Source organism: Pseudomonas sp. BF-R-30 (assembly GCF_019956175.1).
GTDB classification, from domain to species: Bacteria; Pseudomonadota; Gammaproteobacteria; order Pseudomonadales; family Pseudomonadaceae; genus Aquipseudomonas; species Aquipseudomonas jessenii.
The window spans coordinates 121,845-136,074 of the sequence record NZ_JAHBDE010000005.1; the positions used below are offsets into that span (position 1 = coordinate 121,845).

A 14,230-nucleotide genomic window follows, 5' to 3' on the forward strand; every position below is an offset into this window, starting at 1 on the left:
CAGTGCATTCCCTGGCTTTCCTGCGCTTTTCATTTCGGTCACTCAATTGCATCCGGGTTTTTCTGCCCGTCCACCGACGTTATCATTCGCGTCGATTTCTTTTCCGGACAGTCCCATGAATCAAGAACCTAGCACCCTCTATGCCAAGCTGCTTGGTGAAACCGCATCTATTACCTGGAAAGAGCTGGAGCCGTTCTTCGCCAAGGGTGCCCTATTGTGGGTCGATCCTGGCCTGGATCTGATCGCCGCCGCCGAGGCCGTTGCCCAGGATGAAGGGGAGAAAGTGGCTGCCTGGCTGGCCGCCGACAAGCTCGGCAAGCTGTCTGAAACGCGGGCGCTGGATCTTTTTGAACGTGATCCACAGCTGTGGGCCGTGGTTGTTTCACCGTGGATTCTGATCCAGGAAAGGGCGCAGGCTTAAAAGGTCGCACCTTATTGGTGCGTTCATTTCTGAGGGAAAAGTGTGTAGCCGAGTAGCGTGATGGCATGTTGCCGTAGAGAAAGGCCACAGCCTCACGGTGACGTAAACGTAACGGGAACAGTTGGAAGGACAACTGAACGTCTGCTCAATTGTTTCTGGATGTTGATTTGCGTTGATTGTGGGGCCGCCTTCGCGAGCAAGCCCGCTCCCACATTTAACCGTGTTCTTCCAGAAGGAATGCAGTCGAATGTGGGAGCGGGCTTGCTCGCGAATGGGGACGACGCTTAGTGAGCGGTCTTACCCGTATGGTTATTCAACGAAATAACCTTGGTCTTGCCGATGCGGTGACGGTAGATCTCGCGCAGGTACTTGATCGATTTCTTCACGCAATCCCGGGACAGGCGGATGTCGTTGATCGAGACGAACTTGTCCTTGTCGTTGATCAGTTCACGGTACTTCTTCTCGTACATCGGCTTGATCGCGTACCAGTTGGTATCGAGGATCTTCGCCGGGTTCTCGAATTCGTTGAGTAGTTCGTCAATCCGGTCTTCATCGAACTGTTCGTTGATGATGAAGTCCAGGATCGAGTTGTCCAGGGTCTCGTCGAAGCGGTACGGGTTTTTCGCGAAGCAGCGCTTGATGAAGGCCACGATCAGCGTCAGGAAATCGTCCGACAGGCACGGGCTCTTGGCGATCAGGGTGGTCAGCGACAGGTTGGCCGAAGCACCGATCACCAGCGCGTAGCGCTTGAGCGTGGTGTTGGGAAACAGGCTGTTGAGATGAGTCTTCAACCGGTTCAAATCCATGTAGGACAGCTTGTAGTCCTTCGGCAACGAAACGATCGACACCACCGACGAGCAATTCTTGAAGAAGTGCAGGTCATGCAGGGCCGCCGCGTCGTAACCCGAGTTCTTGTACTGCTCCAGCGACGCGCGATAGCGCTTGGACTCGATCGGCAACAGGCTGATGCCCTCGATGGCCTGGGTGACCTTGTTGAAGTGCGGCAGGTCGATCGAGCGGAAGAACAGGTCGTCGATGTTCAGGCGTTGCGGCTCTTTCTCGAACACCTTGAATTTGTCGCTGCTCGGCGCCGGGGTTTCCGGCACAACGGACTCGGCGTAGGCAATCGCCACCGGACCGGCCAGGCTCATGAACAGGTCGTTGGCGTCCAGGCGAATGGTTTCGCCGATGTCGATGCCGGCGCGACGGAAATAGTTCTGGTCGTAGTCGGTGGTCACCGCCTGGGCCGTCAGAATGTTGAAGATCTGCTGCGAGATGTATTGGTTGGCATGCTTTTCCATGGCATTGACATCAATGTTCTGGATATTGCCGTCATCGTTCTCTTCGGCGTAACGCATGATGTCGTTGGAGATCAGCATCATCGCGTTCCATGGGCGGATGCGGCCCATGACGCTGGCTTCGCTGCTGTCTTCGTTGGCGAAGTTGTAGGAGAAGTCCCACTCTTCCGACAGGTATTTGCACAACAGGCGACCGGCGTTGATGTGCAGCGCCTCGGACATTTCACTGCGGTGATCTGAAATGTTCGGCAGTACACAGATGCCACTGGTGAAGATCGGTTCGAAGACGAAGGAGTGGCCGCTCTTGCTGTCGTGCTCGTCCATCGGCTTGGTGTCGAACGTCTTGTTCATGTACGAGTGCTGCTGGGCCAGGCCGAACTCCGAGGCCATGCCCGAGCCGGTACCGCCGCCGGCACTGAAGATCGAGAAATACAGGCGCGACTGGTTGGCCTTGATGCCGCAGCTGTCGATCAGGTACGAGTGAATCATTTTCCAGTCGGGGCTGGAGAAGCGCTGGGTGTCCTTGTTCAGGATGATCTTGGCCAGGTACTGGCCGAGGATCGGCGCGTTACCGGCGCCACCGGCGTGGACTTCCGACAGGTCCATGATCTTCATCTTGCTGTAGTCGCGCAGAAAGCCGCTTTTTTCGCCCTTGCGCGAGAAACGGATGCGCCCGGCGATGTCCTTGTCCAGGTCGCCGAGCATCACCAGCGGCTCGACCAGAAACACCGGCTTGGTGTTTTTGTTCTGGCCCAGGCGCAGGTTGTTGCGGATCCACTGGGCCGGGCTGTAACCCTTTTCGGCAAAGCGCTTGTCCGGCGACAGGCGATCTTCGTTATTGAATTCATTGAGGTAGAACTTGCGGGCGTTGTACACCAGTTCCGCCACGTCCAGCGCAATGTTCGAGCCACAGCGGCCCAGGCCGATCAGGCACACCGACGGGAATTCCTGATCGCTGTGCTGTTCGCTGTCGCCCTCCAGGTGCGGTGCGCGCGGGAACACCATGTCGCGCAGGCCGTCGAGGTTGTCGAGGATGCGGTCGGTGTTGGTTTCGGTGAAGTACAGGTATTGCTGGGTCGCCAACGGGCGCGATTGAATCAATGGCTTAGGTGATGACGGGCTGTTGGCCGCGGGGCTCAACGTCAGATCGGTTACCGCAGTGGCCGGGTTGTTTTTAGAAGTCATAGTTCGCCATCTACCTGGGCTGATTGGTTGGCCGACTCACTGTCGTCGAACCGTCACGGAATACAATCGCGTCTTTTTTCAGCGCGTACTTGGACCATGCCTTGGTCTTTAGCCTGAGCATTGCTCGGAGTGAATCCTTTCCTGAGTCATGATGAATCGGCCAATATTCGGTGATCTTTAATCAAGAAGAGGCAAAATGATGTCAACGCTACCTTCGCTAGGGTTTGCCGGGATCGGCCTGATGGGGCTGCCGATGTGCCGGCGCCTGCTGGCCGCGGGTTATCCGCTGGCGGTATGGAATCGCAATCCGGACAAGTGCAAGCCGCTGGTGGAGGCCGGCGCGCGCCAGGTCGCCAGCCCGGCCGAACTGTGCCAGCACGCTGACGTGGTGATGCTGTGCCTGGCCGATACCTCGGTCGTACGCGAGGTGGTGTTTGGTCCGGCAGGTGTTGTGGAGGGCGCAAAAAAAGGCCAGCTGCTGGTGGATTTCTCCAGCCTGGAGCCCAACGCTACGCGGGAAATGGCCGCAGAACTTGCCGCTAAAACCGGCATGGGCTGGCTCGATACGCCGGTGTCCGGTGGCGTGGTCGGTGCCGAGGCTGGAAGCCTGGCGATCATGGTCGGCGGTGAGCTACAGGATCTGGAGCGGGTCCGGCCTGTCCTGTTGAGCCTGGGGCAACGTGTGACGCATATGGGCGGCGTCGGGGCCGGGCAGGTGACCAAGGCGTGCAATCAGATGATCGTCGCCTGCAATGCATTGGTGATTGCCGAAGTGGTCGCGTTGGCGGAGCGTTCCGGGGTTGATGCCAGTCTGATCGCCGAAGCGCTGGCCGGCGGCTTTGCCGATTCGAAACCCTTGCAGATCCTGGCCCCACAGATGGCGCAAAACCGTTTCGAGCCGGTCAAATGGCACGTACGGACGTTACTCAAGGATCTGGATACAGCAGTGAAGTTTTCCCGTGAACAAGGCTCGGCGACACCGATCAGCGGTCTGGCCGCGCAGTTGATGCGCCTGCATGGGAGTCAGGGGTTTCTTGAAAAGGACCCGTCTACATTAGTACAGATGTACCGTGAACCAGGCTCAGCGTCGTGACGGTGTAGGCGTGCTTGCGCTGGTTGATTTCGTTCAGCACCGGATGCAGTTCGGCCAGCGGCACCGGCCGACTCAGCAGATAGCCCTGAACGAAGTCACAGCCATGGTCTTCCAGGAACTGGTACTGCTCGAAGGTTTCGACCCCTTCGGTGACCACTTGCAGGTGCAGGGTATGGGCCATGACGATAATCGCCTGGACGATTTCCATATCCTGGGTCGCCTTGGGAATGTCCTGGATGAACGAGCGGTCGATTTTCAGCGTGTTGAGCGGCAAGCGCTTGAGGTAGGCCAGGGATGAATAGCCGGTGCCGAAGTCATCGATCGACAGCGAAACGCCGAGGGCGCGTATCTGGCGCAGCAGCACCAGGGTGTCGGCGATATTGCCCATCAAGGCGTTTTCGGTGACCTCCAGTTCCAGACGGTGGGGCTCCACACCGGAGGCCCGCAATGCGTACTCGATTTCATCGGCCAGTTCTTCGCGCGCCAGGTTCAGGGGCGAGCAGTTCACGGCGATCTTCAGGTCATCACAGCCTTGGCGCGACAACTCGCCCAGATCCTCGCAGGCCTTGCGCAGCACCCAGTTGTCCAGCTCGGCGATCAGGCCATTGGCTTCGGCGATGGCGATAAAACGATCCGGTACGAGGAAACCGTGGACCGGGTGTTGCCAGCGGATCAAGGCTTCGAGCTTGCTCACCTGACCGGTCTTGAGGTCATAGATGGGCTGGTAATAGAGCATCAGGCCGGTGTCTTCACGCAGGGCGTGGCGCAACTCTTCTTCCAGTTGCAGCTCGAGTGTGGCGCGGGTTTTCAGGTCTGCACTGAAAAAACTCAGCCCGTTCCGGCCGCCACCCTTGGACTGATACAGCGCCAGATCGGCGTTTTTCAACAGTTCCTCGCAGGTCTTGCCGTCTTCCGGAAACAGGCTGATGCCGATGCTGGTGGTCATGACCATGCGCCTGCCGGCCAACTCGATGGGCTCCTTCATTTTCAGCATGATGCGTTGGGCCATCTGCCGCGCTTCGTCACGATCACGCAGGTCGATGAGCAGGCAGAACTCGTCGCCGCCGAAGCGAGCGACCACATCCTCATGACTGCGAACAGAGCTCTTGATGTGCCCGGCAAGCACTTTGAGCAGTTCGTCACCGGCATCGTGGCCAAGGCTGTCGTTGATCCGCTTGAAATGGTCGATGTCCAGGAACATGACCGCCAGCATCCCGCCTTTGTTGGTTTTCTCGATGAGTTTTTCAGCGAAGACCTGGTTGAACCCGCGGCGGTTGATCAGGTTGGTCAGCGCATCGTAGTTAGCCAGCTGTTGCAGCGACATGCGCGCCTGGTCAAGTTGGCTTAGCAGGGAGTTGACCCGTTGCAGGTCGTGGTCCTTGTGTTGCAGCTTCTTGTCCGCCAGTGCCGCGCTGATGCTGCTGCCGATGATCAGCAGGGTGATGACCGTCACGGTCAGCGCCAGTTGCAGATGGCGATGTTCGCCGGTTTGCGCTGGCAGGCTGTCGCTGGGCATCACCATGTTGAAGGCGGCCATGGCAGTGAGGTGCATACCGAGGATGCCCGCCCCGAGCACCAGGCTGGCGCCGAATTTGAAAAGCTGATGCAGCATGCCTGCACCGTCGCGCAGATACCATGCCAGCAACAAGGCGGCCAGCGCGGCACCGATCGCGATCGCGATGGAAAGGGCGAACAGGCCCGGATGGTAATAGACCGAGGCATTGGAGTGCATGGCCGTCATGCCCACGTAATGCATGGTCGCGATACCCAGGCCGATCCCGACCGATGACGTGAGGCACTGTCGAAAACTCAGCTCAGGAAGGCTGAGGGTACGCATCGCCAGCCATGCGGCGAACAGCGCGATGGTTAGCGAGAACACCGTGACAGGCAGTTGGTAGTGAAGATCGATAGGCGCCTGGAATGCCAGCATCCCGACGAAATGCATGGCCCAGATGCCGCCGGCCAAGCATCCGCTGCCCACCCAGCGCCAGAGCGTTTGGGACGCGGATTTTTCAGCGTGAGCAACCCGTTCGGCCATGTCCAGTGTCGCGAAACCGCCGACACAGGCGACCAGATAAGCCAGCAGCACCAGAAACGGGTCATGTGTGCAATTAAGTATGACCTGCCCAGTCTCTGGTAGCTCGGTAATGAAATGCAAACCAAGCCACTCCATAGCATGCCCCATCGTTAAGCTTCAGGTCGGCGCAAGGAGCGTCGGCGAATGTCGTGGAGTATAGAGGGCGTGGGTGGAGCGCAAGCGGTAGTGGCACATTGATGCCAATTTTTTTGATATTAGCCTAATAGCGATTAGTGCTATGACTCAGGCTATTTGCTTCTGAGGCGTCTCGAACGCGGGTTGCAGGGCCGGCAAGCCGAAAGCGGCACGGGCCGCGTCGCAATCGGGATTTGCCAGGCCATCGACCCACGAAGCGTCGAACTCCCGACAGGTGCTGGAGCGTTTTTCGTAAATGGAGCACTGCACCGTACTGCCCACGTCTCCGACCAGGCTGGTGCAGCGCACGGGTTTGCAGCCGGTTCCGAGCATCGCGACCCGACTGGGGCTGATCTGCTCGACAAGCTCATCGGGTACCGTCCCCCCGGACGAGGCGCATTCACCCCAGAAAAATGACACGCGAAAATGAGAACAGCAGGCACCGCAATTCAGACACGGACTGGCTTCGGACATGGGCGATTATCTAAGGAGGAGTGGAGACACAGGGGGGGAAACAAGGCCGCTATTCTAGGCTTCGCCAACGGCTTGGGAAGGGGGGCTGAAAGGTATTTTTCATCGGTCGGACGGACTGCGAAATACCCGTCCCGCGAAAGCTCCTACAGATTGCGTCCCATGGGTTGGTATCAGCCTGGCGAATAATGAAAGACAGGCGCGGCCGGCCTGTCTAGATTGCAAAGTCCGGGGGCAGTGACGCCCCAAAAACAATAAAAGAGACGGACCCATGCAGAACTCGACCCAAGCGGCCAATGCCTGGCGCATTCTGTTCCTGTTGTTCCTGGCCAATCTGTTCAATTTTTTCGACCGCACCATCCCGGCCATCATCATCGAGCCCATTCGCATGGAATGGCACCTCAGTGATTTCCAGTTGGGGATCATCGGGACGGCATTCACCATCGTCTACGCCATTGCCGGCTTGCCGCTGGGGCGCATGGCCGATACCGGCTCGCGCAGCAAGCTGATGGGCTGGGGGCTGGCGGTATGGAGCGGTTTGACAGCCGTCAACGGCATGGTGGGCAGTTTCTGGAGCTTCCTGATCGTGCGCATGGGCATCGGCATCGGCGAGGCCAGTTACGCGCCAGCCGCCAACTCGCTGATCGGCGACTTGTTTCCGGCGCACCGTCGGGCGCGGGCCATGGGGATCTTCATGCTGGGGCTGCCCTTGGGGCTGTTGCTGGCGTTCTTCACCATTGGCGCGATGGTCAAGGCCTTCGATAGCTGGCGCGCACCGTTCTTTATCGCGGCGGTGCCCGGGCTGATCCTGGCGATCTTCATGTTTTTCATCAAGGAACCGAAGCGCGGCGCTGCCGAGAGCGTTCAGGTTTCGCAGGAAAAAATCGATCGGCCGATCCGTCGGGTATTGGCAGTGCCAACCTTCCTGTGGCTGGTGATGGCCGGCCTGTGTTTCAACTTCGCCACCTATGCTTGTAACTCGTTTCTGGTGCCGATGCTGCAACGCTACTTCCTCATGCCGTTGCAGGATGCCGCAGTGGCGACCGGAGTTATTGTCGGTGTGACCGGGCTGGTCGGCCTGACCCTCGGTGGCTGGATCGCGGACAAGATTCACCAGCGCATCGCCAACGGACGGCTTTTGTTTGCCGCCTTCAGCCTGGTGATTTCGACGGTCTGCACCGCGTGGGCGCTGCATTCCGGGCGAATCGAGATCGGTGTGTTTGTCGCGGTATTCAGTATGGGCTGGCTGTTCGCCTACAACTTTTATACCTGCGTGTACACGGCGATTCAGGATGTGGTCGAGCCGCGGTTGCGGGCAACGGCGATGGCGCTGTTCTTTGCCGGGCTGTACCTGTTGGGCGGTGGCCTGGGGCCGGTGGTGGTCGGGGCCTTGTCGGATCACTTCGCCCACACGGCGATGCTTGCGGCGGGCGCGGAGCAAATGACTGAGGCGTTTAAAGCGGTCGGCCTGCATGACGCGATGTACCTGATACCGGTGGCGTTGTTGCTCACCGTGGTGTTTCTGTTCCTGGCTTCGCGGTGTTTTGTGAGGGACGCCAAGCGGATGAAGGACGGGTTGGTGGCGGTGGTTGAGCCTGACAGTTCTGCGGTGACTGCTTAACCGCTATCGCGAGCAAGCTCGCTCCCACAGGAATCTCATAGGCACTGAAGATCCAATGTGGGAGCGAGCTTGCTCGCGATGAGGTCATCAGCAGCACTACTGAATTTGAAGTAAACAAAAAAGGCCCGCATCGCTGCGGGCCTTCTTTTCATAGCGGTGGAGGAGGGTTGTTAACCCGCCACCAGCACCCGAATCGCTTCCAGTCGCAGCGCAGCCTTGTCGAGCATGGCCAAGCCTTGCTCGCGTTGTTTGCGCAGGGCCACCAGTTCGCTGTCGCGCACGGTCGGGTTGACCGCTTGCAGGGCGGTCAGGCGCGCCAGTTCTTCGTCGGTATCGGCGGCCAGGCGACGCTGCGCCTCGGCGACACGTTCAGTGTGGCGCGGCAGGATCTTCGCTTCACCGGCGTTGATCCGTGGCGTCAGTTGGTCACGCTGGGCCTGGATGAACTTGTTGGCGCTGGCACGCGGCACGCTTTCGAGCTGATCGTTCAAGGTTTCGAACGATACGCGGGCCGACAGGTCGTTGCCGTTGGTATCGAGCAGGCAACGCAGGGCGGCCGGTGGCAGGTAACGGCCCAGTTGCAGCGAGCGCGGGGCAACCACTTCGCTGACATAGAGCAGTTCCAGCAACACGGTGCCAGGTTTCAGCGCCTTGTTTTTGATCAGCGCCACGGCGGTGTTGCCCATGGAGCCGGACAGCACCAGGTCCATGCCGCCCTGAACCATCGGGTGCTCCCAGGTGATGAACTGCATGTCTTCGCGAGACAGCGCCTGGTTACGGTCGTAGGTAATGGTCACGCCTTCGTCGTCGCCCAGCGGGAAGCTGGCGTCGAGCATTTTTTCGCTCGGCTTGAGGATCAGCGCGTTTTCCGAATGGTCTTCGCTGTCGATGCCGAAGGCGTCGAACAGGGTTTCCATGTAGATCGGCAGGGCGAACTGATCGTCCTGTTCGAGGATGTCTTCAACCAGCGCATCACCTTCGCCAGCGCCACCGGAGTTGAGCTCCAGCAAACGGTCGCGGCCGGTGTGCAGCTCGGCTTCCAGACGTTCACGCTCGGTACGGGCTTCGTCGATCAGCGCTTGCCACTCACCGTCATCGGCTTCTTCGAGCAGCGGCAGCAGGCGCGGGCCGAACTGGTGCTGCAAGGCGTTGCCGGTCGGGCAGGTGTTGAGGAACGCATTCAGCGCTTCGTGGTACCACTGGAACAGGCGCTCTTGCGGGCTGGTTTCCAGATACGGCACGTGCAGTTCGATGATGTGCTTCTGGCCGATCCGGTCCAGTCGACCGATACGTTGTTCCAGCAGGTCCGGGTGGGACGGCAGATCGAACAGCACCAGGTGATGGGAGAACTGGAAGTTGCGACCTTCACTGCCGATTTCCGAGCAGATCAGCACCTGCGCGCCGAATTCTTCGTCGGCGAAATAGGCGGCGGCGCGGTCACGCTCGAGGATGTTCATGCCCTCGTGGAACACCGTAGCCGGGATGCCGGAACGCACGCGCAGGGCGTCTTCCAGGTCCATGGCGGTTTCGGCGTGGGCGCAGATCACCAGCACTTTGGTGCGCTTGAGCATCTTCAGTTGATCGATCAGCCATTCGACGCGCGGGTCGAATTTCCACCAGCGTTCTTCTTCGCTGGCGTCCGGTTGGGCCTGGAAGCTGACTTCCGGGTACAGCTCGGCGTGATCGCCCAATGGCAGTTCGAGGTATTCGTCCGGGCACGGCAGCGGGTACGGGTGCAGCTTGCGCTCCGGGAAACCCTGCACGGCAGCGCGGGTGTTGCGGAACAGCACGCGGCCGGTGCCGTGGCGGTCGAGCAATTCACGCACCAGACGCGCGCTGGCTTCGGTGTCGCCATCGTTGACGGCGGCCAGCAGGGCTTCGCCTTCGTTGCCGAGGAAGCCGTGGATGGTCTTGTGGGCTTGCGGCGACAGGCGTCCCTTGTCCAGCAACTCCTGAACGGCTTCAGCCACCGGGCGATAGTTTTCGCTCTCGGCGCGGAAGGCTTGCAGGTCGTGGAAACGGTTCGGGTCGAGCAGGCGCAGACGAGCGAAGTGGCTGTCCTGGCCCAGTTGTTCCGGGGTGGCAGTCAACAGCAGCACGCCAGGAATGGTCTCGGCGAGTTGCTCGACCAGGGAATACTCAGGGCTGACCTGATCTTCGTGCCACACCAGGTGGTGAGCCTCGTCGACCACCAGCAAGTCCCAGCCCGCCGCGAACAGCGCGTCCTGGGCTTTCTCGTCGTCCACCAACCACTCAAGCGCGACCAGTGCGAGCTGGGTGTCTTCGAAGGGGTTGCTGGCATCGCTTTCGATGAAACGTTCTTCGTCGAACAGCGCGACCTGCAGGTTAAAGCGGCGGCGCATCTCGACCAGCCACTGGTGCTGCAGGTTTTCCGGAACCAGGATCAACACGCGGTTGGCGCGGCCCGAGAGCAATTGGCGATGGATCACCAGGCCGGCTTCGATGGTTTTGCCCAGGCCCACTTCGTCGGCCAGCAGAACCCGTGGCGCGATACGGTCGGCGACTTCGCGGGCAATGTGCAACTGGTGCGCGATCGGTTGCGCACGCACGCCGCCCAGACCCCAAAGGGAGGACTGCAACTGGCGACTGGTGTGTTCCAGTGTGTGGTAACGCAGGGAGAACCAGGCCAGCGGGTCGATCTGGCCGGCGAACAGACGGTCGCTGGCCAGGCGGAACTGGATGAAGTTCGACAGTTGGGTTTCCGGCAGGGTGACCACTTCGTTCTGCCCGTTGAGGCCGTGGTAAACCAGCAGGCCATCGACGTCGTCGACTTCGCGAACGGTCAGCTTCCAGCCTTCGAAGTGAGTGATGGAGTCACCGGGCGAAAACCGCACACGGGTGAGGGGCGCATTCCTTAGCGCGTACTGGCGAGTGTCGCCAGTGGCCGGATAGAGCACGGTCAACAAGCGGCCGTCCTGTGCCAGAACGGTGCCTAAACCCAGCTCGGCTTCGCTGTCACTGATCCAGCGTTGCCCCGGTTGATACTGCTGCGCCATGCTGCCTGACTCCCACCTGAAAAAGCGGGCTATCTTAACGGAATGAGGGCTTCAGGGCCAAAGGACTCTCAGAAAAACTCACAGTCATACGTTAGCCCACCTGTGCATGACGCGCCGCCCGGTGCACTAATGAGTGCCAAATGAGTCACAGTTTGCGACCGATGGCTCAAGTCGCCATCCCCGCAGCCGACAGCCTGCTGACAGGAGACTGAAAACCATGCTGCCACCGATGCTCCCCTTGAGTGCCGTGCCGATCACTTCACAGTCCGACCCGATCCGTCAGCGTCCGGATATTCCTCCGGTGGTGCCGGTGCAGGAAAGCTCCAGTGAAAGCACGATCGACCTGCAAAAGCGCAACCCTGAGGAGGATGGACTGGTGCTGCGCGAGGAACAGCGCCGCAGGCAGGAGCAGGAACGACGTCGCCACGAAGCTGATAATGACCCGCAGGCTCACCTGGCAATTCCCGGTGATGAACTCAATGCCGACAACACCGTGCCGGTGGTGCCGCTGATGGAAGATCAGCCGCGGCAAGGGTTGTGGGTCGATATCGAGATTTGAGCGCAGGCTGGTCAGCACGGCCGTCAGGCCGCATTATTGGCGCAGGGTAGCCGAACGCTACGGCGGCTTAAACTCATTTCAAGCGATGCACTGACTGCCATGAGCCAAGACGACAAACTGATTGACCTCAATGCCGAGCGCGCCAAGCGTGTTCATGACCTCAATGACAAGCGGCTCAATGAAGTTCGCCAGGCGTTCGAGCAGGCCATGCCATTGGGCAAGGCCAAAAAAAAGCCGAAAAACAAACCGAAAAAGCGCTGAAATCCCCCGCATTCATTGATGCGGGTCAAACTTCTCCCTTCCTCTTGCCCAGTCTCGGGCGACATTGATCCCGGTCAATATTCTCTCCTGCCCGTTTGGTTAACTTAGCCCTATCGCAACAGGGCAGGTACAGGAGACGCGTCATGTTTTTCGACAACGTGGTGATCGCCGGAGTGCTGACTGTCAGCCTCATGTTTGTATTTTTTGCAGGGTTCGGACTTTTTATCTGGAAGGATTCGCACAAGCGGAAATAACCGTAGTTCTTTCTGGATGTAATGAGCACGCAAGGCATTTTGGGCAACTTCGGTTGCCCTTTTTTTTGCCTGCGATTTCTGGACGGTGTACACAAAACCAGTGTGGGAGCGGGCTTGCTCGCGAATGCTGACTGACATTCAACATCAATGTTGACTGACACACCGCTTTCGCGAGCAAGCCCGCAGTTGATTTGTGGTGTTTGGAAGAGGCAATAAAAAAGGCGCGGTCCTTGCGGAGCGCGCCTTTTTCGATGCAGCTGTATCAGCTACCCAGCGCCTTCGACGCCAGCCAGAACAACCCGGCCGACAGGGCCACGGTGGCTGGCAGGGTCAATACCCAGGCCAGCAGGATGGTTCTGACGGTGCCGCCTTGCAGGCCGCTCTTGTTGGCGACCATGGTGCCCGCCACGCCGGAGGACAGCACGTGGGTGGTGGAAACCGGCAGGCTGAAGATGTTCGCCATGCCGATCAGGCTAGCGGTGGTGATCTGCGCCGACATGCCTTGGGAGTAAGTCATGCCTTGCTTGCCGATCTTCTCGCCAATGGTCAGTACCACGCGTTTCCAACCGACCATGGTGCCCAGGCCCAGGGCCAGTGCTACCGCCAGAATCACCCAGAACGGGGCGTATTCAGTGGTGGTGGTCAGGTCTTTGCGCAACTTGTCCAGGTCAGCCTTTTCACGCGCCCCGAGCGTTGGCAATTTGCTTACTTTCTTCGCGGTGTCATCCAGGCAGAGCAGGTAACGACGTACTTCGATGCGGCTTTCCGCCGACAGCGAATGGTAGTCGGCTACACCCTTGAGGGTGCCAAGCAGGGCGGTGATGGTCGGTTCGGTCTGTTGCGGGTTGCAACGGAATTTCTCCGGCAAGTCGCCGTTCAAGCTCTTGCCCAAGGCCAGGAACTCGCCCAGGGTTTCGGAATTGCGCTGGTAGAACTGGCTCAGGTGCAACGTAGCGTCGCGAGTCCGTTCGATCTGGTAGGTCGTGCTGTTCAGGTCGAGGACGAACTGGGCCGGCACGATACCGATCAGGACCAGCATGATCAGGCCGATACCTTTCTGGCCATCGTTGGAACCGTGAACGAAACTCACGGCCATGGCCGAGATCACAAGTACCAGGCGATTCCAGAACGGCGGGTGTTTCTTGTCGTCGATCTTGCGGCGCTGTTCCGGCGTCTTGTGCATCTTCGACAGCGGACGCCACCATTTAAGACCGATCAGGATCAGCGCGGCGATCAGGAAGCCTGCCATAGGCGAGAACACCAGCGACATGCCGATATCGATCGCCTTTTGCCAGTTCACCCCGTCGGCCAACGGAATTTCGTTGATCAGGGCGTTGGCCAGGCCCACGCCGAGGATCGAACCGATCAGCGTGTGGGAGCTGGAGGCGGGGATACCGAAGTACCAGGTGCCCAGGTTCCAGGTGATGGCTGCGGCGAGCAACGAGAACACCATGGCCAATCCGTGACCGGTGTTCACATTGATCAGCAGTTCTACCGGCAGCAGGTGGACGATGGCATACGCCACGCCGACCCCGCCCAGCAGCACGCCGAGGAAGTTGAACACACCGGAGAAGAACACCGCCAGGTGAGGCGGCATGGCTTTGGTGTAGATAACGGTCGCCACCGCGTTAGCGGTGTCATGAAAGCCGTTGATGAACTCGAAGGCGAGGACAAAGGCCAGGGCGAGCAAGAGGCTCACAAGCACCCAAGCATCCAGTCCGCTGAATAAATCGATCATGAAGGTTTTCTGACCCGGTCATAAGGGGGCGCGATTATGCCAGAAAAGACTGCTAATCAATGCACTAGCTGCTCATCGGTAACATTCTTCAACGATTTTT

General features: G+C 59.3%; 11 protein-coding genes. 6 read left to right on the forward strand and 5 right to left on the reverse strand.

Annotated features, from left to right (window positions below; all coding sequences use genetic code 11):
- The first annotated feature begins 115 nt into the window (after window positions 1–115).
- Complete coding sequence (locus tag KGB20_RS04060; RefSeq protein ID WP_008052913.1) at window positions 116–421, forward strand: DUF2288 domain-containing protein; 306 nt, start codon at window positions 116–118, stop codon at window positions 419–421.
- Window positions 422–705: 284 nt separating this feature from the next.
- Here KGB20_RS04060 and KGB20_RS04065 read toward each other — a convergent pair whose 3' ends face one another.
- Complete coding sequence (locus KGB20_RS04065; RefSeq protein WP_154861793.1) at window positions 706–2,904, reverse strand: hypothetical protein; 2,199 nt, start codon at window positions 2,902–2,904, stop codon at window positions 706–708.
- Window positions 2,905–3,100: 196 nt separating this feature from the next.
- Between KGB20_RS04065 and KGB20_RS04070 the strand changes: the two genes are divergently transcribed.
- The gene (locus KGB20_RS04070) at window positions 3,101–3,997 is read left to right on the forward strand and encodes an NAD(P)-dependent oxidoreductase (protein ID WP_090453546.1); all 897 of its coding nucleotides are present in this window, start codon (window positions 3,101–3,103) and stop codon (window positions 3,995–3,997) included.
- On the opposite strand, the gene KGB20_RS04075 is transcribed toward KGB20_RS04070, so the two are convergent.
- Both KGB20_RS04075 and KGB20_RS04080 read right to left on the reverse strand, forming a co-directional pair.
- Window positions 3,954–6,170, reverse strand: a complete 2,217-nt coding sequence (locus KGB20_RS04075) for a putative bifunctional diguanylate cyclase/phosphodiesterase (RefSeq protein ID WP_371319452.1) — start codon at window positions 6,168–6,170, stop codon at window positions 3,954–3,956. The genes KGB20_RS04070 and KGB20_RS04075 overlap by 44 nt on opposite strands.
- 147 nt (window positions 6,171–6,317) lie before the next feature.
- On the reverse strand, window positions 6,318–6,683 hold the full coding sequence (locus KGB20_RS04080; protein WP_046043993.1) for a YkgJ family cysteine cluster protein: 366 nt from the start codon (window positions 6,681–6,683) through the stop codon (window positions 6,318–6,320).
- 268 nt (window positions 6,684–6,951) lie between these two features.
- Between KGB20_RS04080 and KGB20_RS04085 the strand changes: the two genes are divergently transcribed.
- Window positions 6,952–8,301, forward strand: coding sequence for a spinster family MFS transporter (locus KGB20_RS04085; RefSeq protein ID WP_057716097.1), 1,350 nt, complete (start codon window positions 6,952–6,954; stop codon window positions 8,299–8,301).
- Window positions 8,302–8,471: 170 nt separating this feature from the next.
- Here KGB20_RS04085 and rapA read toward each other — a convergent pair whose 3' ends face one another.
- Window positions 8,472–11,318 carry an RNA polymerase-associated protein RapA gene (gene rapA / locus KGB20_RS04090; protein WP_057716096.1) on the reverse strand — a complete coding sequence of 949 codons (2,847 nt, stop codon included), beginning with the start codon at window positions 11,316–11,318 and terminating at the stop codon, window positions 8,472–8,474.
- Window positions 11,319–11,535: 217 nt separating this feature from the next.
- Here rapA and KGB20_RS04095 point away from each other — a divergent pair, with 217 nt between their 5' ends.
- From KGB20_RS04095 to ccoM, 3 genes are all read left to right on the forward strand, one after another.
- Window positions 11,536–11,877, forward strand: coding sequence for an aspartate-semialdehyde dehydrogenase (locus KGB20_RS04095; RefSeq protein WP_150812953.1), 342 nt, complete (start codon window positions 11,536–11,538; stop codon window positions 11,875–11,877).
- Between the two features lie 99 nt (window positions 11,878–11,976).
- Complete coding sequence (locus tag KGB20_RS04100) at window positions 11,977–12,138, forward strand: hypothetical protein (protein WP_008016476.1); 162 nt, start codon at window positions 11,977–11,979, stop codon at window positions 12,136–12,138.
- 143 nt (window positions 12,139–12,281) lie between these two features.
- Window positions 12,282–12,392 carry a cytochrome c oxidase subunit CcoM gene (gene ccoM, locus KGB20_RS29090; protein WP_007976669.1) on the forward strand — a complete coding sequence of 37 codons (111 nt, stop codon included), beginning with the start codon at window positions 12,282–12,284 and terminating at the stop codon, window positions 12,390–12,392.
- Window positions 12,393–12,654: 262 nt separating this feature from the next.
- Here ccoM and KGB20_RS04105 read toward each other — a convergent pair whose 3' ends face one another.
- Window positions 12,655–14,130, reverse strand: a complete 1,476-nt coding sequence (locus KGB20_RS04105) for an inorganic phosphate transporter (protein ID WP_057716094.1) — start codon at window positions 14,128–14,130, stop codon at window positions 12,655–12,657.
- Between the last annotated feature and the right edge of the window lie 100 nt (window positions 14,131–14,230).

Coding starts and splice junctions, on each gene's coding strand:
- KGB20_RS04060 (WP_008052913.1), top strand. CDS start 116: ATGAATCAAGAACCTAGCACCCTCTATGCCAAGCTGCTTGGTGAAACC.
- KGB20_RS04065 (WP_154861793.1), bottom strand. CDS start 2,904: ATGACTTCTAAAAACAACCCGGCCACTGCGGTAACCGATCTGACGTTG.
- KGB20_RS04070 (WP_090453546.1), top strand. CDS start 3,101: ATGATGTCAACGCTACCTTCGCTAGGGTTTGCCGGGATCGGCCTGATG.
- KGB20_RS04075 (WP_371319452.1), bottom strand. CDS start 6,170: ATGGAGTGGCTTGGTTTGCATTTCATTACCGAGCTACCAGAGACTGGG.
- KGB20_RS04080 (WP_046043993.1), bottom strand. CDS start 6,683: ATGTCCGAAGCCAGTCCGTGTCTGAATTGCGGTGCCTGCTGTTCTCAT.
- KGB20_RS04085 (WP_057716097.1), top strand. CDS start 6,952: ATGCAGAACTCGACCCAAGCGGCCAATGCCTGGCGCATTCTGTTCCTG.
- rapA (WP_057716096.1), bottom strand. CDS start 11,318: ATGGCGCAGCAGTATCAACCGGGGCAACGCTGGATCAGTGACAGCGAA.
- KGB20_RS04095 (WP_150812953.1), top strand. CDS start 11,536: ATGCTGCCACCGATGCTCCCCTTGAGTGCCGTGCCGATCACTTCACAG.
- KGB20_RS04100 (WP_008016476.1), top strand. CDS start 11,977: ATGAGCCAAGACGACAAACTGATTGACCTCAATGCCGAGCGCGCCAAG.
- ccoM (WP_007976669.1), top strand. CDS start 12,282: ATGTTTTTCGACAACGTGGTGATCGCCGGAGTGCTGACTGTCAGCCTC.
- KGB20_RS04105 (WP_057716094.1), bottom strand. CDS start 14,130: ATGATCGATTTATTCAGCGGACTGGATGCTTGGGTGCTTGTGAGCCTC.